We start from the raw sequence: 22,806 nt of genomic DNA on the forward strand, positions 1-22,806 counted from the left end.
GCACTGATGGGGGCTTTATTCATGATTGCCCCTCGCCGGAGAATGGGCAACCCCTTTAACTGGAGTGAACCTGATGCCCATTTCTACCGTGGCGGCGTTGCAGATCGGATCCTTGCCGGGTGGCAAGGCTGACACCCTGGCGCAGATCCTCACCTATGAGGACGCGATTGTGCGCAGTGGCGCGCAATTGGTGGTGATGCCCGAAGCGTTGCTCGGCGGTTATCCGAAGGGCGAAACCTTCGGCACGCAGTTGGGCTACCGCTTGCCGGAGGGGCGCGAAGCCTTTGCACGCTATTTTGCCAATGCCATCGATGTGCCGGGCGCCGAGACCGAGGCGCTTGCTGGCTTGTCCGCACGCACCGGCGCCAGCCTGGTACTCGGCGTGATCGAACGCAGTGGCAGCACGCTGTATTGCACCGTGCTGTATTTCGAACCCACCGGCGGCCTGGTGGCCAAGCACCGCAAGTTGATGCCCACAGGCACTGAGCGGCTGATATGGGGCAGGGGCGATGGCTCGGCCTTGCCGGTGATCGACGCGCAAGTTGGGCGTTTGGGCGGCGCGGTGTGCTGGGAAAACATGATGCCGCTGCTGCGCACGGCGATGTACGCCAAAGGCGTGCAAGTGTGGTGCGCGCCGACGGTCGATGAGCGTGAAATGTGGCAAGTGAGCATGCGCCACATCGCCCATGAAGGCCGCTGCTTTGTGGTGAGTGCCTGCCAGGTGCAGGCTTCGCCCGAGGCGCTGGGCACGCAGGTTGCCAACTGGCCGTCAGAGCGTCCGTTGATCGCCGGCGGCAGTGTGATCGTCGGGCCGATGGGTGACATCCTGGCAGGCCCACTGGTGGGTGAAGAGGGCTTGCTGACCGCGCAGATCAACACCGATGATTTGGTGCAGGCGCGCTATGACTACGATGTGGTGGGGCATTACGCGCGGCCGGACATATTCGAGTTGGTGGTGGATGAACGCGCCAAGCCGGGCGTGCGCACACTGACTGATTAAACACGGTAAAAATGTGGGAACTGGCTTGCCTGCGATGGCCTCAACTCGGTGTGCCTGATGTACCGAGGTGTCTGCATCGCAGGCAAGCCAGCTCCCACATCAGATCTTCAGCGTTTGGAAGATCTGAATGCCAACCACTCTTCGCGGGTAATCTCCCAAATGTCGCGTGGCAACGTACCTTCTACAAACTCACCCATCTGCGTGCGGATCAGGCGCATCCCGGTGCGCTCGGAAATCCGCCGCGACGCCAGGTTAGGCGCAGCCTTGGGCACGCGCATCCGCGGGCGTTTAAGCACATCGAACCAGTACTCCGTCACCGCCGCACAGGCTTCAGTCATAAAGCCCTGGCCTTGCCATTGCGGGCCCAGCCAGAACCCTCGGTTGTCGTCTTGCTCGTCCGTCAAGTTGATATTGCCGATCAACTGTTGCGGCGCGTGTTTGAGGCGGATCGACCAGTGCCATTGGTCGCCACGGGCCATGCCCGGCAAGGCCACCTGTTCCAGGTAGCGGCGAGCGCCGTCCGCCGGGTACGGCCAGGGCACCTCGGCAGACAGGTAACGCACCACGTCCCAGTGCGCGAATTGCGCCTGGGTGTCCTCGGCATCCTCCAGGGTCAATGGGTGCAGGATCAGTCTTTGAGTAAACAACGTCGGTTGCATGGCCGTTACCAGGTCGCAGTGTTGGGCAGGTCCAGGGTGCCGCGTTCCACAAAGCGCATGGTACCGAACAGGCCACCTGCGAGTTTGCCGCGCAGTGTGTAAGGCAGGTTGTTCAGGCTTTGGGTCTGGCTGAGACCCAAGGTCTGACGCAGCACAGAAAACGCCGAAACGCTCACCGGCACCATCAGCACTGTCTCGGAAAAGCGTGGGATGCTTCCGGCCTGATCGCTCACGCCGGACGCCAATGGGCGCCCATTCACGTCCAGGTCCAGGGCCACACCACTGTAGTCGATCGCCGTTTCATTGGGGTTTTGCACCCGCAGCTTCACGGCGAAACGCACTTCCAGGTCCTGGCTTTGCAGCGGCTCGATACCCACCACACTGATATTGACCGGGTCGCGATTGGGGAACAGCGCACAGGCGCTCAAGGTCAGCAGCAGTAACGATAGAACCATGAGCTTGCGCATAACAAAGGTGCTCCTATTTCGTGACGTCCGGATCCTGCATGACCTTGAGGGTAGAGGACTCCGGATCAAATTCATCCTCTTCCAGCTCTAAGAACTCCTCCGGCAAGAAAATGTTCAGCAGGATTGCACAGAACGCGCCCACCGTGATCGGCGATTCAAAGATGTTGTGCAGCGCCTTGGGCAGGTCGCGCAGCACTTGCGGTACAGCAGCCACACCCAGGCCCATCCCCAGGGAGATCGCCACGATCAGCACATTGCGCCGGTGCAGCCCGGCTTCGGCGAGGATCTTGATCCCGGCCACGGCCACGGTGCCGAACATGATCAGCGTGGCACCGCCCAATACCGGTTTGGGCATCAGTTGCAGCACCGCGCCGATCATCGGGAACAGCCCCAGCAGCACCAGCAGGCCGGCGATAAAGTACGCGACATAGCGGCTGGCCACGCCGGTAAGCTGGATCACGCCGTTGTTCTGGGCGAAGGTCACCATTGGCAGGCTGTTGAACGTGGCTGCCATCGCCGAGTTGAGGCCGTCGGCCAACAGGCCGGACTTGATGCGCTTGATGTACAGCGGGCCTTTGACCGGCTGCTGGGAAATCATCGAGTTGGCGGTCAGGTCTCCGGCAGCCTCCAGCGGCGAAATCAAAAAGATCACCGCCACCGGGATAAACGCCACCCAATCGAACGAGAACCCGTACTTGAACGGCACCGGCACGCTGATCAACGGCACCTGGGGCAGGGCGGCCAAATCCACACGGCCCATCATCCAGGCAACGACAAAACCCAGGGTCAAGCCGATCACGATCGAGCCCAGGCGCAGGAACGGGTTGCTGAAGCGGTTGAGGACCACGATGGTCAACAGCACCAGAGCTGCCAGCCCCATGTTGCCCGCTGCACCCAGGTCGCTTGCCCCAAAGCCGCCGGCCATGTCGGTGACGGCTACCTTGATCAGCGACAAACCCATCAAGGTAATGATGGTGCCGGTGACCACTGGAGTAATCAGCTTGCGCAGCTTGCCGATGAACTGGCTGAGCACCACCTCGATAAACGCGGCGAAAAAACAGATGCCAAAAATCGTCGAGAGAATCTCGTCGGTGCCACCGCCCCGCGCCTTGACCATGAACCCGGCGCTGAGGATCACGCTGATAAACGAAAAACTGGTGCCTTGCAGGCACAACAGGCCGGAACCCACCGGGCCGAATGTGCGCGCCTGCACAAAGGTGCCAAGCCCGGACACGAACAGCGCCATGCTCACCAGGTAGGGCACCTCGCTTTCCAGGCCGAGTACGCCGCCGACGATCAGCGTGGGCGTAATGATGCCGACGAAGCTGGCCAGCACATGTTGCAGCGCGGCAAAAATCGCCGCGGTGAAGTGCGGGCGGTCTTCCAGGCCGTAGATCAGGTCGGATTTATAGCGGGGGCGGGGAGCTTGAGCGTCAGACAAAGTGCAGGCTCGGGTCAGAAAATGGAGGCGCAGGATGCCAGAAAGTGTCGGCTGTCAGAAGTGTGAAAAAATATTTCGAAATGTACCGATTAATTTCTCAAGCCTGCCGATAGCCTGAATAGGCCCACACACCAATTAAAACAGTGGCGCCTGACGGTCCGAGACGCGCGTTGCCGCTAACGGATCGTGTCGCGGCAGGGATGCGCGCCAACACTACTTCTTGAGAGCACCGCTATGTCCCTTCGTAATCTGAATATTGCACCTCGCGCTTTTCTCGGTTTTGCGTTCATTGCATTGCTCGTTGTGATTCTTGGCGTGTTTGCGGTCAACCGCATGGGTACGATCCGCCAGGCCTCAGTAGATATGGGGACCAACCAGTTACCCAGCGTGAAGTTACTCGGCAACATGACCGAGAACGTACTGCGCTTGCGCATTCTCTCGTTCCGCATCTTGATCAACCGCGAGCCGGCCGCGCTCGAAGAGGCCAAAACCCGCGTGGCCGTGCTGGTCGACAAGGTCAAGCAGGCCCAGAGCGCCTATGCCGTTTTGCCGGCGGGTGCTGATGAGGCTGCTTTATACAAGTCTTTCACCGCCACGCTCGACAGCTATCTGGCCGCCCAGGCTGAAATGATGTCGTTGTCCCAGCAGAATAAAGTCGAGGACATGCGCACCCTCATCAATACGCGCATCAAGGACGGCACCGACCTGATGGGCGAGCAACTGAACAAACTGATCGCCATCAACAGTGCCGATGCCGACACGGCCGGCCGGGAAGCTGAAGGCAGCTACCAGCAGGCGGTGACGGGCATCGTCATTGTGGCCGTCGCGGCGGCGCTCATGACGGTACTGCTCGCCTGGCTGCTGACCCGCAGCATCGTCACGCCGCTGCGCAAAGCGTTGGAAGTGGCCGAAACCATTGCCGGTGGCAACCTCACCAAAGTTATCGAAGATGCCGGCAAGGACGAGCCTGCGCGCCTGCTGGGCGCCTTGTCGGCGATGCAAACCAACCTGCGCCAGACCATCCAGCACATCGCCGGCTCGGCCACGCAACTGGCGTCTGCCGCCGAAGAGCTCAGTGCGGTCACCGAAGAAGCCTCCAAAGGCCTGCAACAGCAAAACAACGAAATCGACCAGGCCGCCACGGCCGTCAACGAGATGACCGCCGCTGTCGAAGAAGTGGCGCGCAATGCGGTGTCCACCTCCGAAGCTTCCAGCCAGTCCAACCAGGCGGCGCGGGAAGGGCGTGACCGCGTGGTGGAAACCGTCGGTGCAATCCAGACCATGACCCAGGACGTGCAAAACACTGCGTTGATGATTGAAGGCCTGGCAACCCAGGGCCGTGATATCGGCAAGGTGCTCGACGTGATCCGCGCGATTGCCGAACAGACCAACCTGCTGGCGCTGAACGCAGCGATTGAAGCCGCGCGCGCCGGTGAAGCCGGGCGTGGGTTTGCGGTGGTGGCCGACGAAGTCCGCGCCTTGGCGCACCGCACTGCGCAATCGACTCAGGAAATTGAAAAGATGGTCGCCGGCATCCAGAGCGGTACCGGTGAAGCCGTGCAATCAATGCAACAGAGCAACCAACGCACCCAGACCACCCTGGAGCTGGCCCGCGCGGCCGGTGTGGCCCTGGAGCAGATCACCCAGTCGATCAGCTTGATCAACGAGCGCAACCTGGTCATCGCCAGCGCCTCGGAAGAGCAGGCCCAAGTGTCCCGTGAAGTGGATCGCAACCTCGTCAACATCCGCGACTTGGCAACTCAGTCGGCGGCGGGTGCCAACCAGACCAGCGCGGCCAGCCATGAACTGTCGCGCCTGGCGGTGGATCTGAATGGGATGGTCGCGCGGTTCGTTATCTGAATTGAGCACACGGGGGAGCACGCCGCTCCCCTTGATCAGACCTCACCTACGTCGACCCAGCGCTCCTCACGGGCGGCCAGGCGAATCGCCGTTGCCAGCCGCTCGACCGCCCAGGCGGCTTCAAAGTCAGTGCCCGCTGCACCTTGCCCCGCCAACGCCATGACCAGCTCCTGCACTTCCAGGGTCTTCAATTCGTTGTAACCCAGTTGATGCCCGGCAGCCGGGCTGAATGCGGCATAGCCGGTCAGGGCGGGCCCGGCGAGCACACGCTGGAAACCGTCCTGGCCGGCGCGGCATACGCGCAGTTCATTCAAGCGTTCCTGATCGAACGCCAACGTGCCGCGAGTGCCGCTGATTTCAAAACTCAGGTGGTTCTTGTAGCCCTGCTTGAGCCAACTGCTGCTAACGGTGCCACGGGCGCCATTGGCGAAACGCAGCAGTGCATGCACTTGGTCATCCACTGCAATGGGTTTGAGCGCGTTGCTGCCTTTGACGGCAGGGCGTTGGGCATGCACGGTGTGTGTGTCGGCACACACGCTCACCACGTCGCCCACCAGATAGCGCGCCATCGACAGCAGATGGCTGCCCAGATCCGCCAGCGCGCCACCGGCATGTTCCACTTCACAGCGCCATGACCACGGCGAGGCCGGGTCGGCCATGAAGTCTTCGCTGAACTCGCCCTGGAAGCTGATGATCTCGCCCAGTTCGCCGTCGACAATCATCTGCCTGGCCAGGCCAATCATCGGGTTGTGCTGGTAGTTGTAACCGACCCGGGTGACCACGCCGGCAGCACTTGCGGCACGGCGCATGGCGTCGGCCTGTTCCAGGCTGACCGCCAGGGGTTTTTCGCAATACACCGCCTTGCCCGCCGCAATGGCCGCCATGGCCATGGGGTAGTGCAAGTGATTGGGCGTGGTGATGGCCACCACATCAACATTAGGGTCGTTGACCAGCGCCTGCCAGTCACCGTGGGCCTGGGCAAAGCCCCAGGCCGTGGCGCAACGTTGGGCGCGTTCGGTGTCGGCATCGGCCAGCGCCGCCAGCTTGAGGTGTACCGGCAGTTCGAATACCGCGCGGGCATTGTTGAACGCCAGCGCATGGGCGCGCCCCATAAAGCCTGTACCGATCAAGCCGATTCCGAGTTCACGCATCGCCGTGGTCCTTTGGATTATTGTTGTCAGGAAGGCTATTAATGGAATAAAAATTCCCATAATTCAATAGATGGAATAAAAATTCATTAATCAGCCTGGGTAATGCAGGCATATTCAGGCCAGCGCCAAAACCCGTCAGTTAACAAAAGATAACGTAGCGCCGATTGTCAGACGATTCCAAAGCCCGATAGGATGGCCCCTGCTTCCTCCAGGCGCTCTAGATTGCAGGTTTCAGAGCCCGGGAAGGCGAGACCACCTAACAATAATAAATGGGGAGAAAGGTCTATGAGTGAGCCTGTCATGGGTTGGGCTGTTTGCCGCCCGCGCGCCGCACGCAGGGCTGCGATGCTGGCCACAGCGCTCTCGCTGCTTGGGGCGTTGTCGACACCCGCGCTGGCAACCGGCGACACCAGCAGCGCACAGCCGGTATTTGCAATTGAGTCTCCCAAGGCCGCCAAAGGCCTGATGATCGATGTCGTGCATGCCGGCAAGCGCCTGGTGGCGGTCGGCGATCGCGGGCACATCCTTTATTCCGATGACCAGGGCAACACCTGGACCCAAGCCAAAGTGCCGACCCGGCAACTGCTCACGGCGGTGTATTTCGTTGACGACAAACACGGTTGGGCGGTGGGCCATGACGCGCAGATCCTGGCCAGCACCGACGGTGGCGCCACCTGGGCTCAGCAATACCAGGACCTCAAGCGCGAAGCGCCATTGCTCGACGTGTGGTTCAAGGATGCCGAGCATGGCCTGGCCGTGGGCGCCTACGGTGCGCTGATCGAAACCACCGACGGCGGCAAAACCTGGGACGACGTGAGTGATCGCCTCGACAACGAAGACCAGTTCCACCTCAATGCCATCGCCGCTATCAAGGGTGCCGGGCTGTTTATCGTCGGCGAGCAGGGCAGCATGTTCCGCTCCAGCGACGACGGCCAGACCTGGGAAAAACTCGAAGGCCCCTATGAGGGCTCGCTGTTCGGAGTGATCGGCACCGCCCAGCCGCAGACCCTGTTGGCGTATGGCCTGCGCGGCAATCTCTACCGCTCCACCGATTTTGGCAGCACGTGGGAGCCAGTGGCGTTGAATGCGGCGCGTGGTGCCCTGGAGTTTGGCTTGTCGGGGGCGACGTTGCTCGATGACGGTGCCATCGTGGTGGTCGGCAACGGCGGCAGCGTGGTGATCAGCCACGACGACGGCCAGACCTTCAGCGTATTCAACCGCCCGGACCGCATTTCGCTCTCCTCGGTCACGGCGGCGGGCAATGGCAACTTGATTCTGGCGGGGCAGGGCGGCGTTCGTGTTGCCAAGCCAACCGGCGCTGAACTCGAAAAACAATAAGAAGGCGGGGAAAGAATGAGCAGTCATCACAACGATAAAGCGACCTTTCTTGAGCGCCTGATCTTCAACAACCGCCCGGCAGTGATCGTTATCTGCCTGCTGGTGAGTATTTTCCTGTTCTGGCAGGCGACCTTGATCCGCCCGTCCACCAGCTTTGAAAAGATGATCCCCCTCAAGCACCCCTTCATCGAAAAGATGATGGAGCACCGTAACGACCTGGCGAACCTGGGCAACACCGTGCGCATCTCGGTGGAGGCCAAGGATGGCGACATCTTCTCGAAGGAGTACATGGAGACGCTGAGGCAGATCAACGACGAGGTGTTCTACATCTCCGGCGTTGACCGCTCGGGCCTCAAGTCGCTGTGGAGCCCCAGCGTGCGCTGGACCGAAGTCACCGAAGAGGGTTTTGCCGGCGGTGAAGTGATCCCGCAAAGCTACAACGGCTCGCCGCAAAGCCTCGACCAACTGCGCAACAACGTGCTCAAGTCCGGCCAGGTCGGGCGTCTGGTGGCCAACGATTTCAAGTCGAGTATCGTCGATATTCCTTTGCTGGAGTCCTACCCGGACCCGCAGGACCAAGGCAAGTTGCTGGCCCTGGACTACCGCAAGTTTTCCCATGAACTCGAAGACAAGATCCGCGACAAATTCGAAGCGCAAAACCCCAACGTCAAGATCCATATCGTCGGTTTCGCCAAGAAGGTCGGTGACCTGATCGACGGCCTGGTAATGGTGGTGATGTTCTTCGGCATCGCGTTTGTGATCACCTTGATTCTGCTGTTGTGGTTCACCAACTGCCTGCGCAGTACTGTCGCGGTGTTGAGTACCACGCTGGTGGCGGTGATCTGGCAATTGGGGCTGATGCACTTTTTCGGCTTCGGCCTGGATCCCTATTCGATGCTGGTGCCGTTCCTGATCTTTGCCATCGGTATTTCCCATGGCGTGCAGAAGATCAACGGCATCGCCCTGCAATCCAGCGAGGCAGATAACGCCCTGACCGCGGCACGGCGCACGTTCCGGCAACTGTTCCTGCCCGGCATGATTGCGATCCTCGCCGACGCCGTGGGCTTTATCACGCTGCTGATCATCGACATCGGCGTGATCCGTGAACTGGCCATCGGCGCGTCCATCGGCGTGGCGGTGATTGTGTTCACCAACCTGATCCTGCTGCCGGTGGCGATCTCCTATGTCGGTATCAGCAAGCGCGCGATCGCCAAGAGCAAGAAAGACGCGCACCGCGAACACCCGTTCTGGCGCCTGCTGTCCAAATTCGCCAGCGCGAAAGTTGCGCCAGTCTCGATCCTGCTCGCGCTGGTCGCCTTCGGCGGCGGCCTCTGGTACAGCCAGAACCTCAAGATCGGCGACCTCGACCAGGGCGCGCCGGAACTGCGCCCGGACTCGCGCTACAACAAAGACAACAACTTCATCATCAGTAACTACTCCACCAGCTCCGATGTGCTGGTGGTGATGGTCAAGACCAAGGCCGAAGGCTGCTCGCGTTATGAAGCCATGGCGCCCATCGACCAGTTGATGTGGAAGATGCAGAACACCGAGGGCGTGCAGTCGGCGATCTCGCTGGTGACCGTGTCCAAGCAGATGATCAAGGGCATGAACGAGGGCAACCTCAAATGGGAAACCCTGTCGCGTAACCCCGACGTACTGAACAACTCCATTGCCCGCGCCGACGGCCTGTACAACAACAATTGCTCACTGGCGCCGGTGCTGGTGTTCCTCAACGACCACAAGGCCGAAACCCTCGACCGCGCCGTGCATGCGGTGCAGGACTTCGCCAGGGAAAACAACAAGGACGGCCTGGAATTTATCCTCGCCGCCGGTAACGCCGGGATCGAAGCTGCCACTAACGAGGTGATCAAGCAGTCGGAGCTGACCATCCTGATTCTGGTGTACCTGTGCGTGGCCACCATGTGCATGATCACCTTCCGCTCCTGGGCGGCGACCCTGTGCATCGTGTTGCCGCTGGTGCTGACCTCAGTGCTGGGCAACGCCCTGATGGCGTTCATGGGCATCGGGGTCAAGGTCGCAACCTTGCCGGTGGTGGCGCTGGGCGTGGGGATTGGCGTGGACTACGGCATTTACATCTACAGCCGCCTGGAAAGCTTCCTGCGCGCGGGCCTGCCGTTGCAAGAGGCCTACTACCAGACGCTCAAGTCCACCGGTAAAGCCGTGCTGTTCACCGGCCTGTGCCTGGCCATCGGTGTGTGCACCTGGATCTTCTCGGCTATCAAGTTCCAGGCCGACATGGGCCTGATGCTGACCTTCATGCTGCTCTGGAACATGTTCGGTGCGCTGTGGCTGTTGCCGGCACTGGCGCGGTTCCTGATCAAACCCGAGAAGCTGGCGGGGCAGAAGGGCAACTCGCTGTTTGCGCACTGAGCGTGCTTGACCACAGGCAATTTGGAAACAAACGCCCGACCTGACCCGTCGGGCGTTTTACTGTGTGCCTACCGATGGCGAAGCCGTGCCTTGTTTTGCACGCTACAGGCCTGCCACGGCTGGCGGGATTTGGGTCCTGCGGGTGCGTTCGGTGGCCAGGCGCTTGAGCACGCTACCGCCTTTTACGCGTAGGCTCATATCGAACGACCAATTGCCTTGCTCGTCGACTTTTACGCGAGGTCCGCGGTTGCCTGAACTCGCGCGAACGATCGCCACACGCTCGTCGTCGAGCATGATGACCTTGAAAAGAATCCCAGAGACGTTCAAGTGCCAGGCGTTGTCGATCCGGTAGAGCCCTCGGTACGGGCCGTCAGACGAAGCTTCAGGCAGCGCTTCAAAACAGGCAAAGCCGAAAAAGCTGGTGACGTTCGCCCAATGCCCGTACGGCATTCTGTTTTGGAAAAAGGTGTATCCAAATTCCAGTGCTGAATCGAGCTTTTTGTTGGCTCCGTAGTAGTAGCCAATGACGTTTTCCGTCAGTACCACGTTGCTGGAGAGCTGCCGTCCCTCTTGGGATTGACGCGGCGCGGGCGGGCGTAACGCCTGGTCTTTGAGCGTGGCGTCCACAGGCTCGGTGGTCGAGGCAACCGGCATGCTTTCAGCGAGCAGGATAGCCAGGTTGAGTGTCATGTCGGCTATGGCCACTTCGCGTGTGATGGGGTCATTGCTATTGAGTGCAGGCAGATCAGGCGTCAATTGATTCACCAGTGTGCCTAGCCAGGCGGTCAGCAAAACCGGTGCTCGCTGTTGCGGCTGCAGTAACGCATCAAACGGGCCGCCGCCCATTTCCAGCAATGCTGCCCAGCGTTTTGTTTTATTCAGCGACGCGCCATCACCTCCCACATTGGTCAGCGCCTCTACGATGTAGAAGTAGAGGAAGGACTGGGCGCTGGAGAAGTTCATGCTTGTCAGCGATTTGTCGACCTCGCGTTGATCGGCCAGTTGTGCCGTGGGTAGGGGTGAATCGGGTACAGACTCGGCATTCAGGCCAACATCCAGGGGATGGGGTGCCAGGAGTCCACCGTTGTCATAGTCAGTCCGGGCTTCATCGGACATCCAGGCCAGCACACTGTCGTGCAGTTCTCCTGGCTGCGAGATAGCATTCAACAGCGCGTCGCGTGTGGCGAACTCACATAAGGCGTGTGCATAAAAGGGGCGGTAAAGCAGATGGGGGCCTTTGCTCTTGTCCTGCGCTTCGATGATGAACATAGCGCTGACGACGTCAGGTTCCGCTTGCGCTGCGCGCAACAGTGCCAACGGTTGAATGATCACCGATGGGGTGTCGACGAAGCCTTTGCTGCCAATGGAGGCTTCGTTGGCGTTGTGCTGCAGCAGCGTGGCAACGTATCCGGCGGCCAGTGCGCTGACACTGCTCGGTTGTTTCAGATGCAACTCCAGCGCCTGCAACGGTAGTTGATAACATAGCTGGGCGACGAGCTGGCGCTTGCGCGCGAAAGACTCTGGCGTGTGATTCAATAACTGTGTTTCGAGGTAGTCGGAATAAGCCTTGCCGATGTCGAGTCTCTCAATTAGCCCGCCGTTGCGGGTGATGAAGTCCGCCGTCAACCATCCAGGCAGGGGCAGGCCGTCACGGTGCGCCAGGGTAAAGGTGCCAGCAGGGCGGCCTTTCAGGCAGGTGATCACCAGGTCTGTCAGGCTCATCGACTCAGTGGAAATGCCCTGTGCGGTGTCTTCAGCGTCAGCAGCAGGGGTCACCGTGACAAGCACTTTGTCGGGCGCATAGGTCTCGGGTAGCGCAGCCTCTTCGTCGCTCGCGGGCAGGCTTTGCTGCTCGGCGTCGAGCGCCTTTGACAAGGCGGCGGTGGTGAAGGCGTTGATGTCCGTAATGCCGCTGAGAAAGGTATGGCCCCTGCTGAGCCGCTTACTGTTCGCCAACCCCAAACTGTAGCGGGAGTAGTTTTTTTTGGGGATGTGCGAGGCGTTTTGGAGCCAGTCTGGCAGTTGCGGGCTCAGCACGTTCTGAAACTGTGCCTGGACTTGGGTCGTGTTGGCAAAGCAGGGCGTCGGGTCACTGAGCTCATGGTAAAGCGCTTGCAGCTTAGCCTTCCCGAAGGAGCAGGGCAGTTTCACGGCTTCAATGTTGAGTAATTGTTGATTCAGGATCAGTTCGGCTTGATGCCCGAACGCATCGCCATAAACCTCGTAACGTTTGCAGCTCAGCGAATCGACGCTGTATTGAGCGGTGAGGGCGCTGCCCCAATGCTGGTTAAAGGCATCCATTGAGCTAAATGTTTCGATTTTTCCACCCGGATGGCATAACAGAACGACCGTATGCGTATTGACGGTACGCTCCAGCAACAGCTCGGGGGCGAATAAAACCGAGTTGCCGCTGGCGCTGTTCAGGTAGGTTTCCAGTTCGTAGACAAGGGTGTTGCTGTCGTTATTTTGCTGACGCGGATAACTGTCAGGGAAGTCAATGACCTGTTGTACCGTCTCGCGCTCAATATCGCTCAAGCCTGGCTGGGTCAGCACTGAAATCTGCAGCGCTTGCACCAAGCTCTCACTGAGTAAACTCCAACGGCTGGGTAGCTCGCCGGCCGGGTTCCAATAGGCCGTCAAGGCATCTTGCAGGCCGATCGGCAGCGACCAGGCCAGTTCGCGAATCAGTGCCTCGACCTGCATCATGTCCAGCGCGTCACCGGCGGGGGTGGTGATGGGCGTGGGTGCCTGCTCAGTGAGGAAAAAGGCGTGCGAGCCTACCGCACTAAAGTCCAAGGCGGCCCCATCGGCCAGATAGTCCAGCGCTTTTGTCGTGAGTCGCTCGAAGGTATAGCGCCCATCGGCCTGGGGCGTCGCCAGTTGGGTGCGGGAAAGGTCCAGCGCCATCCCCGGGTATTTTTGCGTAAGGGTTGTCGCCAACATTTGCTCAACGACGGCTTCAAGCCTGGGACGGTCTGCGAACTGCGCGCTGACGGTAGCGCCCATGCTTGGGCATTGCGCGAGCATCACATCGCTGGCAGGCGGCTCGTTGATGGACGGTGGTAGCATTTTTTGAGGTCTCCACGATTGGTTAATCGAACATCACAGGTGTCATGGCGAGTTAACGTCGATCTCGTGGTAAAGGAGCGGTATCTGGGTACTGCATGATGCGCGTTGGTGTGTTTGAGGCAGGGTTTTAGGCTGATGCAGTAATTTGCCCTATCATGAGCGCTTTCCCCTTGATGATTGATGTCTATGACTGCCGACACCGCTACCTTGCTGCATGCTTTTGAAGACTGCCAGATGGTTGAAATCGATGGGCTGCACACCTTTGATTTCAGCCTGGATGACCAGAAACTGTTGATCATTTGCATGGACGGTCGCGCCGAAAAGCGCTGGAGCTTCAGCCTGGAGCAAGTCAAAGCAGCAGTGTTTGATCCCACCTTGCAAAGCTGGACCCTTACCGGTGACTCGGGCGAGCATCGCCTGGTCTGCATGAGCGGCGTCACCGGCAACAATAACGACGAGGACGAAGCGGATGATGATGCGTAAATTCTGGCCCCTGTTGATGGCGGGCAGTGTCGGTGCGATGTCGGTGCAAGCCGCGCCGGCCGACACCTATAAACTGTTGGTCGGCAGCTACACCGCCGGCACCAGCGAAGGTATTTACCGCCTGCAATTTGACAGCCGCACCGGCCAATTCAGCGGCAAACCCGTGCTGGCGGCCAAAGCGGCCAACCCCTCGTGGCTGACGATTTCCAAAGACCGCAAGCACCTGTTTGTGGTCAACGAGAACGGTCCAGGGCAAAAAGATCCGGTCGGCCGCGTCAGCAGCTACAGCATCGACCCGCAGAATCATCAGCTCAGCCTGATCAACCAGGTGCAGAGCCTGGGCAACGAACCGACCCATTCCAGCCTGGCCGCTGATGGCCGTTACCTGTTCGTCGCCAACTATTCGGTGCTGGAAGACCCGGGCGGCAGCCTGGCCGTGCTGCCGGTTGACGCCAACGGCAAGCTGTCGGCGCCGGTGCAGTTGAGCGGGCACCCGGCCAGCCGCGTGAACCCGGAGCGTCAGGCCTCCAACCACGTCCACTCGGTAGTGTCGTCACCGGACGGCAAGTATGTGTTTGTGCAGGACCTGGGCGCCGACAAGGTGTTTGCCTACCACTACGATCCCAAGGCCAACCACGAACTGCCCTTGACCCCGGCCGATCCCGCCTTTGTGCAACTGCCACCGGGCAGCGGCCCGCGCCACCTGTTGTTCAGCGCTGACGGCAAGCATGCCTGGCTGACCACTGAAATGAGCGCTCAGGTGGCTGTGTTCGATTACAACGACGGCAAGCTCAGCCAGACCCAATTGGTCGATTTTGCCGCCGGGCAGCCGGTTTCCGACAAGGCCGGTGCGGCCGTACACGCCTCAAGCGACGGCAAATTCCTGTACGTGAGCAACCGTGGCACGGCCAACCAGGTGCTGGTGTTCAGCATCGACCCGGCCACCGCGCACCTCAAGGAACTGCAGCGCCGTTCGGTAGAAGGTGACCACCCGCGCGAGTTCAGCCTGGACCCGAGCGGCAAGTTTTTGCTGATCGCCAACCAGAAAAGCAATGAAATCGTGGTGGTCGAACGCGACCCCAAGACCGGCCTGCTGGGTAAAACCGTGCAGAAACAGTCGATCGATGCGCCCAGCGACCTCAAGTTCCTGGTGCGTCAATAAGCCACAGGCCCCGCAGTGCGGGGCCTGACCCTTTGTATTAATTCTATTAATAGCGGCTACTGTTTCAAAGCATTTCTAAGGTTTAACCCTCGGGCGTAAGTTTGGTTCCAAGGCCTTCCCCGGCCACCTAACCAAACGAACACAAGGGTTACCGCCATGAACTTGAACCTCTTCTCCATCATCGCTGCTTCCGCTGTTTCCGCCACCGTGGCATTGCCTGCTGCCGCCAGCGTGGAAGTCACCGGCAAAAAATCCACCACCACCGCCTACACCCAGAAATACCTGCAACAAAGCGCCAACTTCTATGCCGCACTGGATCACAAAGCCCAGCACTGAGCTTGAGCCAAGCGACGGTCAAATGTGGGAGCTGGCTTGCCTGCGATGAAATCGATGCGGTGGATCAGTTACACCGAGTCGTCGGCATCGCAGGCAAGCCAGCTCCCACATTTGATTGTGTGGACCTCAGGGTTTTGCCATGACCGCCACAAACAGCGGCGATTCCAGAAAGCGCTGTAGCCAGGTCTGTAACCGGTGATACGGGGTACAAGCAAACCACTCGCGGTCGACATGCGCAAACTGGCGCACAAACGGCGCCAGTGCCATATCGGCCAGGCTCAAATGTTCGGCCAGCAAGTAATCATTCCTCGCCAGCAACGCTTCCAGCTTCTGCAAAAACACCTCGCCCTCGGCCCGATAATGTTCCATCGGCTGCTCGGGGTAGCGCTCGGCGTACTTGTATCGATTCAAATGATGTTTGAACACCTGGTCGTTCTCAGCGATCAGTTCCTGAACCCTCGGGTCGCCCTGTAGCAACCAATCATCAGGATCGTGCTGCGCCAGCGCCCAATGCATGATGTCCAGGCTTTCCTCGATCACCTGGCCGCCCACGCAAAGCACCGGCACCGTGCCCTTGGGCGACAGTGCCAGCATCTCGGCCGGCTTGGCCTTGAGGCTCACTTCGATGATCTGCACGGGCAGGCCCGAATAGCGCACGGCCAGGCGCGCCCGCATCGCGTACGGGCAGCGCCGAAACGAATACAGCAGCGCCTCGCTCACTTGACCTCCAGCGTGCTCAAACCATTGCCCTGGCGCTTGACCTGGATCTGCACCGGGATGCGCTCATGCATTTCCTGTACGTGGGAGATCACTGCCACCTTGCGGCCCTGGGCTTGCAAGCCGTCCAGCGCGTCCATCGCCAATTGCAGCGATTCGGGGTCCAGGCTGCCAAAACCTTCGTCGATAAACAGCGACTCGATCTTCAAGGTGCTGGACGCCATCGACGCCAGCCCCAACGCCAACGCCAGCGACACCAGGAACGTCTCGCCACCCGACAGCGAATGCACCGAGCGCAATTCGTCGCCCATCTCGGTGTCCATCACCAACAGCCCCAACATGCTGCCGCCGCGCTTGAGGCGATAGCGGCGCACCAGTTGGCGCAACTGCACGTTGGCGTGGTGTACCAGCAAGTCGAGGTTGTAGGCCTGGGCGATCTTGCGGAACGTGTCGCCGGTGGCCGAGCCGATCAGCGCATTCAGGCGTGCCCAGCGCTGCCACTCGTCATAAGCCTTGGCGATATGCTCGCCCAGGACATGGTTGGCGTCCTGGCGACGTTGGTCTTCGGACTGACGCGCACGCAATTCGGCGCAGCGGCTGTCGCCCTCGGCCAATTGCTGATTAAGCGCGGCGAGACTGCTGTCCAGCTGTTCGGCGTCCAGGTTGCCATTGTGCAAGGCCTGGTGTTCGGCCAGGCGCTGTTCGCGCTCCTGCAACAACACCTTGGCTTGCTCGACGGCTTTTTCGCTGTGCTGCAACTGCTGGCGCAAGGCGCTGACTTGGCTGTCATCAAAGGCCAGCAAACGCGTAAGACCGTCGTTATCCAGTTGCGGGTGCAGCGCGCGCCATTCGCCCAGGCGCGCATCGAGGGTCTGCTGCTCGGCGGTCAGCGCCTGTACGCGTTCCTGCTGGGCCTTGAGGTCGGCAGCCAATTGGATCAGGGCATCGCGCAGCTCTTGCAGCTGTTGGTTGGCGTCTGTCTCGCTTCGGCGAGCTTGCGCCACGGCCTCATCCAGCCGGTGTTGCCACTGTTGGGCACTGGTGTGCTCGCCGAGCAAGGCGGTGAGTATTGCCTGGGCGGCCTGTTGCTGGGTGGTCAGCTCGGTGACTTGCTGTTGAAAAGCTTCCACCTGCTGCTGGCGATGCTGCTGATGGGTCTGCTCTTTTTCGATGGCCTGCTGGCGTTCTTGCTGTTCAGCCAACTCATCACGCTGATGGCCCAGCTGTTCCAGGCGCTGGCTGACGTGCTGGTCCAGCTGCATAAAGGTCGCTGCCGGTTCACGGCGCAAACCGTCGAGGGTGTCGGCCGGTAGCAGGCCGGCGAAGGCCTGCAGTTCTTCGTCCAGGCGCTCACGGTCATTGGACAGTTCGCGTTGCTGGTCCACCAGCAGCTGGCGGGCTTGCTGGCTGGCATCCTGGGCCGCTTGCAGTTGTTGCTGCAAGCGCCCGGCATTTTGTTGCAGGTTGAGCAGGGCGCCTTGGCGTTGCTCATCCTGGGCGATGCTTTGCGTGAGTTGCGCCAACTGCTGGGCCAGCCAGGCGCTGCGCTGGGTGGCGTCCTGATTAAACAGCGAGGCCGACAATGGATGTGCTTGCAAGCTGGGGGCCAGGCCCTGTTGTTGTGTCGCCAACAGCTCTTGCTGTTGCAGGAACTCCTTTTGCTGGGCGATCAAGCCGCCCACTTCGCCACGCAGCTCGGTGAGTTTTTCCTTCAGCGTATCGACGGCCTTCTGCGCCGTGGCTTCTTCGTTTTCATCATGGCGGCCAAGGCTTTGCAGCAAGGCTTCGGGCTGATGGTACGGATGCTCATGGCTGCCGCACACAGGGCACGGCTGGTCGTCCTGCAACTGCTCGCGCAACTCTTCGACACTGGCACTGCGCGCCAACCGCTGGCGTTCCAGCAGTTGCTTGGTCACCGACAGGGTTTGCTCGGCCACCGTGAGTTCGGCCTTGGTTTGCAGGCCGGTCTGGTTCAACTGTTCGCGCTGTTGCTGGGCGTCTGCGAGTTTTTGCGTCAGCGCGGCGCTCTGTATATCCAGCTGCTGCTGGCTGTCCCACAAGCGCGTAAGGTCTTCGAAGGCGCGTTGCTGCTTGCGATTGTCCTGCAGCAGGCTTGCGAGCAATTGGACCTGCTCGGCGACGGCGTGCGGTTCGGCGCCGGCTTCCTGGTACAGCAGGTCCAACGCCTCGCGCTGCTGGGTGAATTTTTCGGCAGCGGTGGCGGCTTTGTGTTCAAGCTGCGGCAGTTCGGCCTGGCCCTTGTTCAGGCGGTTGCCGATCAGCATCAGCTGTTGCAGGCGGTCGCGATAGGCGGTCCAAGCGTCGCTCAGCGGTGCAAAGGCAGCGCTGCGCTCAAGCTCAGCGGCCAGGCGTTGCAGGCGCCCGGCAACTAGGGCCTGTTTCTCCAGCAAGCCATTGAGCAACGACTGCCCTTCGGCGCAGGCGGTTTCCTGTTGTTGCTTGTCGTCACTGCGTTTGGCCAGGTCTTTGCTCAGATGGGCGAGGGTGCTCTGCTGTTCGAACGCCTGGCGCAGCAAGGGCACGGCGTCGGCCTGGTGTTTCAAGGCGTCAGCCAAGGCGACCTGGGCGGCGGCCTGCTGTTGTTGCGCCTGCTCCTGGCGTGCTTGCAGCGCGGTTTGCTGCTCGATGTGCTGTTGAATCTGCGCCGCCAGCGGGGTGAGCAGGGTGTCGAGTTCAGCCAGTCGCGCGAACTGATGGCGTTGTGGCGCTAACTGCTCCAGGCGGCTCAGGTCCTGACGCTGTTGGCCTTGGCTGTCCCAGAGCTGTTGGGCTTGCTGCAATTGTTCGGTGGCACTGAGCTGGCGCTCCTGCCACTCACGTAGCTCCTTGAGCCAGGTGTGTTGCAGCTCCAACTGCTTGAGTTGCGCCTGCTGGGTCTTGAGGTGCTGCTGCGCCTCGGCCAACTGCTGGTCAAGTTCGGCGCGGGCCTCAGGCGCCAGCGGCACCAGGCCGGTGGCCTGGTCTTGCAGCTGTTTATGCGCGTCCCGGGCATCCTTGGCCTTGTCGAAGGCGCGGCGGCCGAGCTGGGTGTACAGCGCGGTGTCGGTGAGCTTTTCCAGCAGTTCGCTGCGCTCATTGTCGTTGGCCTTGAGGAACGCGCTGAACTCACTTTGCGCCAGCAATACGGCACGGGTGAATTGCTCGAAATTCAAGCCCAGGGCCAGTTCCAGCTGGGTCTTGTATTCGGTTTTCTGGCTGGCCAGCAGTTGGTCGCTGTCCAGGTCGATCAGGCTTTGGCGGCTGTTCTGCAACTTGCCACTGGCCTTGTCGCGGGCGCGGTTGGCTTCCCAGCGGGCGCGGTAACGGCGGCCGTTGACGCCGACAAAATCCACCTCGGCATACCCGCCGCCGGTGCCGCGGCGAATCAGAGTGCGTGGGTCGCCGATGGAGATATCGCTGTCGGCATCCGGCATTTTGGCCTGGCCGGTATCGCCCAAACGTGGCACGGCACCAAACAGTGCCAGGCACAAGGCATCGAGCAGGGTACTTTTACCCGCGCCGGTTGGGCCGGTAATCGCGAACAACCCGGCGCTGGCCAGGGGCTCGGCAGTAAAGTCGATCTCGAACGGGCCAGCCAGGGAGGCGAGGTTTTTCAGGCGGATGGCGAGGATCTTCATGGCTGTTCGCCCTCCTGTTGCACTTCCTGAAGCAGCACGGCGAAATCCTTCATGGTCTGTTCATCCACCTCACTGCCGTAGTTGTCGTGCCAGGCGCGGCTGAACAGTTCCTGGGGCGTGAGCTGGTCAAGTTCGACCAGACCGGCTTCGTCCGTGTCGTCGCTGCCGCGTTTGCCTGCGTATTCGGCGGCGATGCGCACCAGGCGCACGGCCTTGCCTTGCAGGGCAGTCTCGATTTGCTGGCGCAGGTCCGGCTGCGGCTCGTCGAGGCGCACGCGTACCTCCAGCCAGGGGTGGCGCTGGGTTTCGGCGAGCAGGTCGATGTCGGGCAGGTCGGCGAGCTGTGCGAGGATATCCGCCAGCGGCGCAGCGTCCAGGCGTTGCAGGTTGACCGAGCGTGGGATCAGGCGTGGCTCGACGCCCACCAGGCGTTGGCCCTGGAAGGTCACATCGAGAATCTGGTGCTTGTAGCCGATTTCGGAAAACGACAAGGGAATGGGCGAGCCGCTGTAGCGGATGCGCTCCTCGCCGTTGACCTGCTGCGGCTTGTGCAAATGGCCCAGCGCCACATAACTCACACTGGCATCGAACAGGCTGGCAGGCAGTGCTTCGGCATTACCAATGATCAGGCTGCGTTCGGAGTCTTCCGACACCGAACCACCGGCCATGTGCGCATGGCTGATGGCAATCAGCGCCTGGCCTTTCTTGCGTTTGGCATTGGCGGCGGCGATCAGCCATTCATGCACCTGGCCAATGCCCCGCAGATAGTCGTCGCCCAAGTGCGCACCCGTGACTTCCGCCGGGCGCAAAAACGGCAGCGCCAGGCACCAGGCGGCGATCTTGCCTTTGGCGTCGGGCAGCGGGATCAGCAGGCGCTCGGCGTCCAATTGGCCGTCGTCCAGCCACAGCACGCGGCCCAATGCATGGGTGCGCAAACGGCGCATCAACGGCGCGGGCAGCTCGATCCGCGAGCCGGAATCGTGGTTGCCGGCGATCATCACAATGGTCAGCTTGGGGTTTTGTTCGTGGGCGCTGATGATGAAGTCGTACAGGCGCTCCTGTGCCTTGAGCGGCGGGTTGACCGTGTCGAAGATATCGCCGGCGATCAGCAGCGCATCCGGCTGCTCGGCTTTTAATTGGCCCAGCAGCCAGTCGAGAAAACAGGCGTGTTCGAAGTCGCGTTCCTGGCCGTGCAGGTTTTGGCCAAGGTGCCAGTCGGAGGTGTGGAACAGACGCAAGGCGAACTCCGTTAAATACAAGAGGTGAATGGCCGCCGTGAACAGAGAAGGGCGGTGAAAAAGAAGGGAGTTTACCTGTAAAAACCGCTGGTATGCGGGCTTGTCGGGGGGAGACCGGGGAATCTACGCAACACCACAGTGGAAACATTTGCCGACGAATGCAGCCCCATTCGGTGATCCCTGTAAGGGAACCAGAGTTCTGACCTGCGTTAATTAAGAATGACCTCCCGAATTCTGCGAGGCATCTTTTTCCTTTTGGAGTCACTACACAATGTCTCTGGGTAATATTGATCAGCACGAACATGAACGACGGGGCTTTAGCGCAGGGGAACTCTTTCCAATCTATGTGCCAACGCCTGTGCGCGGCCCCATCGACCCGCTGCGCGGCGAGAAAAATCAGCATGTTGTCCCGAGGGGAAATCTCCAGCGCCCCCTGGGCGATACTCGATCCGCTGAGCAAATCATTAATGACAACCCCATACTCAAATGGCTGGACAGCCAACGAGGAATACGTCGTGACTGGGTCGGTAAAGTGAACGGCGAAATAGTCGTGAGACGACCCGTGCGTGAAAATAATATTTACTTTGAAATGGCCTATAGACAATTGGGCGATTGGACCTCCAGTAACCCTTACCCCCAGTCTAGAGCGGATGCGGCCTACAACGCGGCCAGAGTACTTAACTGGATTGATGCGTCTCTGAGTGCAGCAGGCAAAACTCGCGGTGAGGATGCAAACAACGGTGTACTCGAAGGGTTCACCGGCAGCGGCTATGCGGTGGCCGAAACACCGGCAAGCATGTGGCAAGCCTTCACTCAGGAGGGGTATGGGGCTCTCAGCGATAAGCAATGGCTGGCTTCCCGCGAAGACGCGCCGCATAAGGTCGGCCCACAGCCGTTCTGGAGCAACGAATACTTATTGCGGCACATCGCCTATCACTTGCGCGAGTTTGCCGCCGGTAAAAACGACCGTTTTGTGAATATTCATGAGTTGAAAGAAGCCGCCGGCATGGTGCCCAGCACCCGGACTTTTTCGGCACAGGCACAAGAGAGCGCTTTGGAACTTCTGGCCCGCCCGGAGTTGCTGCTGGCGCTGGATATCGGGATTGGCGACGATGGGCCAGGTAAGCAGGACGGCCGGTTCGATATTGAAAACATCGCCTATATCTACAAGCGCAGTCGCGCAAAGACCTGACGTTCACGCGTAGACGCTGACCAGTGGGAGCAGGCAAGCCTGCGATGGCCATAGGTATCTACACAACCGGTTAACGCGAAGCCTGCGGCCAGTGGGCTATTGTGGCGAGCAGGCTTGCCCTGCGTTGGGCTGCGAAGCAGCCCCAAACCCAGACACTGAGTTCTTTCAGGAAAATTGCAGTGCCTTTACTGGGGCCGCTTCGCGGCCCAACGCAGGACAAGCCTGCTCGCCACAGGAGAAATTGGCTGCCTTCAGAAGTTGTGTAGAGACCTATGGCCATCGCAGGCAAGCCAGCTCCCACATAAGCCAGTTCCGGCAGAGGGTTACGCGGCGTTCATGCACTCCAGCGCGCGGTCTGCGAGGGTTTTGGCCTGGTTGACCAAGTGCTCGGTGGCGCCGGCCATGTGCTGTTCATCACCGCTCAGCGCCTGGCGGGTGGCCGCTGCGGTGGCGGCTGCACAGCGCAGCAAGTCGCAGATTTGGGCGAGGGCGTCTTCGAAGCTGAGGTCGTGATGCACGGTGAAGGATGGCGGTGCGGCGGGTTGCAGGTAGTGGCTCAGGGCGCGTTCGAAGATTTCACTGTCGGGGGTGAAACGGGGTGGGTCTGGGACGATTTTGGTCATGAATGAAACTCCTAAAAGTTGGGAGCCATTCTTTTGCAGAT

At 60.4% G+C, this 22,806-nt stretch carries 17 protein-coding genes; 8 read left to right on the plus strand and 9 right to left on the minus strand.

From position 1 onward, the window contains the following. The first annotated feature begins 73 nt into the window (after positions 1-73). Entirely contained in the window at positions 74-1,000 is a 927-nt protein-coding gene (locus tag AB4P96_RS15295; protein ID WP_099549309.1) for a carbon-nitrogen hydrolase family protein, read from the plus strand. A 107-nt stretch (positions 1,001-1,107) separates the two neighbouring features. Here AB4P96_RS15295 and AB4P96_RS15300 read toward each other — a convergent pair whose 3' ends face one another. The 3 genes from AB4P96_RS15300 to AB4P96_RS15310 are packed head-to-tail and all read right to left on the minus strand — an operon-like array spanning position 1,108 to position 3,567. Next, complete coding sequence (locus AB4P96_RS15300) at positions 1,108-1,659, minus strand: GNAT family N-acetyltransferase (protein WP_017138140.1); 552 nt, start codon at positions 1,657-1,659, stop codon at positions 1,108-1,110. A 5-nt stretch (positions 1,660-1,664) separates the two neighbouring features. Then, the gene (locus AB4P96_RS15305) at positions 1,665-2,126 is read right to left on the minus strand and encodes an LEA type 2 family protein (RefSeq protein WP_017138141.1); all 462 of its coding nucleotides are present in this window, start codon (positions 2,124-2,126) and stop codon (positions 1,665-1,667) included. A 13-nt stretch (positions 2,127-2,139) separates the two neighbouring features. Further along, positions 2,140-3,567 (minus strand): nucleobase:cation symporter-2 family protein, encoded by a 1,428-nt coding sequence (locus AB4P96_RS15310; protein ID WP_017138142.1) that lies wholly within the window; start codon positions 3,565-3,567, stop codon positions 2,140-2,142. 234 nt (positions 3,568-3,801) lie between these two features. Between AB4P96_RS15310 and AB4P96_RS15315 the strand changes: the two genes are divergently transcribed. Continuing rightward, a complete protein-coding gene (locus AB4P96_RS15315; protein ID WP_099549310.1) occupies positions 3,802-5,427 on the plus strand; it encodes a methyl-accepting chemotaxis protein in 1,626 nt (541 codons plus the stop codon). Between the two features lie 35 nt (positions 5,428-5,462). On the opposite strand, the gene AB4P96_RS15320 is transcribed toward AB4P96_RS15315, so the two are convergent. Further along, positions 5,463-6,578, minus strand: a complete 1,116-nt coding sequence (locus AB4P96_RS15320; protein ID WP_017138144.1) for a Gfo/Idh/MocA family protein — start codon at positions 6,576-6,578, stop codon at positions 5,463-5,465. Between the two features lie 300 nt (positions 6,579-6,878). Here AB4P96_RS15320 and AB4P96_RS15325 point away from each other — a divergent pair, with 300 nt between their 5' ends. Together AB4P96_RS15325 and AB4P96_RS15330 are read left to right on the plus strand one after the other, a co-directional pair. Beyond that, positions 6,879-7,916 carry a YCF48-related protein gene (locus tag AB4P96_RS15325; protein WP_178075643.1) on the plus strand — a complete coding sequence of 346 codons (1,038 nt, stop codon included), beginning with the start codon at positions 6,879-6,881 and terminating at the stop codon, positions 7,914-7,916. 15 nt (positions 7,917-7,931) lie between these two features. Next, a complete protein-coding gene (locus AB4P96_RS15330) occupies positions 7,932-10,307 on the plus strand; it encodes an RND family transporter (protein ID WP_099549313.1) in 2,376 nt (791 codons plus the stop codon). A 102-nt stretch (positions 10,308-10,409) separates the two neighbouring features. Here AB4P96_RS15330 and AB4P96_RS15335 read toward each other — a convergent pair whose 3' ends face one another. Then, positions 10,410-13,376 carry a dermonecrotic toxin domain-containing protein gene (locus AB4P96_RS15335; RefSeq protein ID WP_395599731.1) on the minus strand — a complete coding sequence of 989 codons (2,967 nt, stop codon included), beginning with the start codon at positions 13,374-13,376 and terminating at the stop codon, positions 10,410-10,412. A gap of 186 nt (positions 13,377-13,562) precedes the next feature. On the opposite strand from AB4P96_RS15335, the gene AB4P96_RS15340 reads away from it, so the two are divergent. From AB4P96_RS15340 to AB4P96_RS15350, 3 genes are all read left to right on the plus strand, one after another. Next, positions 13,563-13,859, plus strand: a complete 297-nt coding sequence (locus AB4P96_RS15340; RefSeq protein ID WP_017138148.1) for a DUF5629 family protein — start codon at positions 13,563-13,565, stop codon at positions 13,857-13,859. Further along, positions 13,846-15,021 carry a lactonase family protein gene (locus AB4P96_RS15345; protein WP_395599732.1) on the plus strand — a complete coding sequence of 392 codons (1,176 nt, stop codon included), beginning with the start codon at positions 13,846-13,848 and terminating at the stop codon, positions 15,019-15,021. The genes AB4P96_RS15340 and AB4P96_RS15345 overlap by 14 nt, the downstream gene beginning before the upstream one ends. A 156-nt stretch (positions 15,022-15,177) precedes the next feature. Next, positions 15,178-15,357 (plus strand): hypothetical protein, encoded by a 180-nt coding sequence (locus AB4P96_RS15350; protein WP_017138150.1) that lies wholly within the window; start codon positions 15,178-15,180, stop codon positions 15,355-15,357. 126 nt (positions 15,358-15,483) lie between these two features. On the opposite strand, the gene AB4P96_RS15355 is transcribed toward AB4P96_RS15350, so the two are convergent. From AB4P96_RS15355 to AB4P96_RS15365, 3 genes are read right to left on the minus strand one after another with little or no spacing between them, the layout of a single operon-like run. After that, complete coding sequence (locus AB4P96_RS15355) at positions 15,484-16,077, minus strand: glutathione S-transferase (RefSeq protein ID WP_138449801.1); 594 nt, start codon at positions 16,075-16,077, stop codon at positions 15,484-15,486. Continuing rightward, complete coding sequence (locus AB4P96_RS15360) at positions 16,074-19,712, minus strand: AAA family ATPase (RefSeq protein ID WP_395599733.1); 3,639 nt, start codon at positions 19,710-19,712, stop codon at positions 16,074-16,076. The genes AB4P96_RS15355 and AB4P96_RS15360 overlap by 4 nt, the downstream gene beginning before the upstream one ends. Then, entirely contained in the window at positions 19,709-20,950 is a 1,242-nt protein-coding gene (locus tag AB4P96_RS15365; protein WP_138449805.1) for an exonuclease SbcCD subunit D C-terminal domain-containing protein, read from the minus strand. Before AB4P96_RS15365 ends, AB4P96_RS15360 begins: the two co-directional genes overlap by 4 nt. A 271-nt stretch (positions 20,951-21,221) precedes the next feature. Here AB4P96_RS15365 and AB4P96_RS15370 point away from each other — a divergent pair, with 271 nt between their 5' ends. Beyond that, a complete protein-coding gene (locus AB4P96_RS15370) occupies positions 21,222-22,142 on the plus strand; it encodes a hypothetical protein (protein WP_395599734.1) in 921 nt (306 codons plus the stop codon). A 323-nt stretch (positions 22,143-22,465) separates the two neighbouring features. On the opposite strand, the gene AB4P96_RS15375 is transcribed toward AB4P96_RS15370, so the two are convergent. Beyond that, complete coding sequence (locus AB4P96_RS15375; protein WP_395599735.1) at positions 22,466-22,765, minus strand: DUF6124 family protein; 300 nt, start codon at positions 22,763-22,765, stop codon at positions 22,466-22,468. Positions 22,766-22,806: the final 41 nt, after the last annotated feature.

This window comes from Pseudomonas sp. B19125 (genome assembly GCF_044218855.1).
Classification (GTDB): domain Bacteria; phylum Pseudomonadota; class Gammaproteobacteria; order Pseudomonadales; family Pseudomonadaceae; genus Aquipseudomonas; species Aquipseudomonas edaphica.

Excerpts from the sequence above, each read along its gene's own strand:
- AB4P96_RS15295 (WP_099549309.1), top strand. The coding sequence starts at position 74 with ATGCCCATTTCTACCGTGGCGGCGTTGCAGATCGGATCCTTGCCGGGT.
- AB4P96_RS15300 (WP_017138140.1), bottom strand. The coding sequence starts at position 1,659 with ATGCAACCGACGTTGTTTACTCAAAGACTGATCCTGCACCCATTGACC.
- AB4P96_RS15305 (WP_017138141.1), bottom strand. The coding sequence starts at position 2,126 with ATGCGCAAGCTCATGGTTCTATCGTTACTGCTGCTGACCTTGAGCGCC.
- AB4P96_RS15315 (WP_099549310.1), top strand. The coding sequence starts at position 3,802 with ATGTCCCTTCGTAATCTGAATATTGCACCTCGCGCTTTTCTCGGTTTT.
- AB4P96_RS15320 (WP_017138144.1), bottom strand. The coding sequence starts at position 6,578 with ATGCGTGAACTCGGAATCGGCTTGATCGGTACAGGCTTTATGGGGCGC.
- AB4P96_RS15325 (WP_178075643.1), top strand. The coding sequence starts at position 6,879 with ATGGGTTGGGCTGTTTGCCGCCCGCGCGCCGCACGCAGGGCTGCGATG.
- AB4P96_RS15330 (WP_099549313.1), top strand. The coding sequence starts at position 7,932 with ATGAGCAGTCATCACAACGATAAAGCGACCTTTCTTGAGCGCCTGATC.
- AB4P96_RS15335 (WP_395599731.1), bottom strand. The coding sequence starts at position 13,376 with ATGCTACCACCGTCCATCAACGAGCCGCCTGCCAGCGATGTGATGCTC.
- AB4P96_RS15340 (WP_017138148.1), top strand. The coding sequence starts at position 13,563 with ATGACTGCCGACACCGCTACCTTGCTGCATGCTTTTGAAGACTGCCAG.
- AB4P96_RS15345 (WP_395599732.1), top strand. The coding sequence starts at position 13,846 with ATGATGATGCGTAAATTCTGGCCCCTGTTGATGGCGGGCAGTGTCGGT.
- AB4P96_RS15350 (WP_017138150.1), top strand. The coding sequence starts at position 15,178 with ATGAACTTGAACCTCTTCTCCATCATCGCTGCTTCCGCTGTTTCCGCC.
- AB4P96_RS15360 (WP_395599733.1), bottom strand. The coding sequence starts at position 19,712 with ATGAAGATCCTCGCCATCCGCCTGAAAAACCTCGCCTCCCTGGCTGGC.
- AB4P96_RS15370 (WP_395599734.1), top strand. The coding sequence starts at position 21,222 with ATGTCTCTGGGTAATATTGATCAGCACGAACATGAACGACGGGGCTTT.
- AB4P96_RS15375 (WP_395599735.1), bottom strand. The coding sequence starts at position 22,765 with ATGACCAAAATCGTCCCAGACCCACCCCGTTTCACCCCCGACAGTGAA.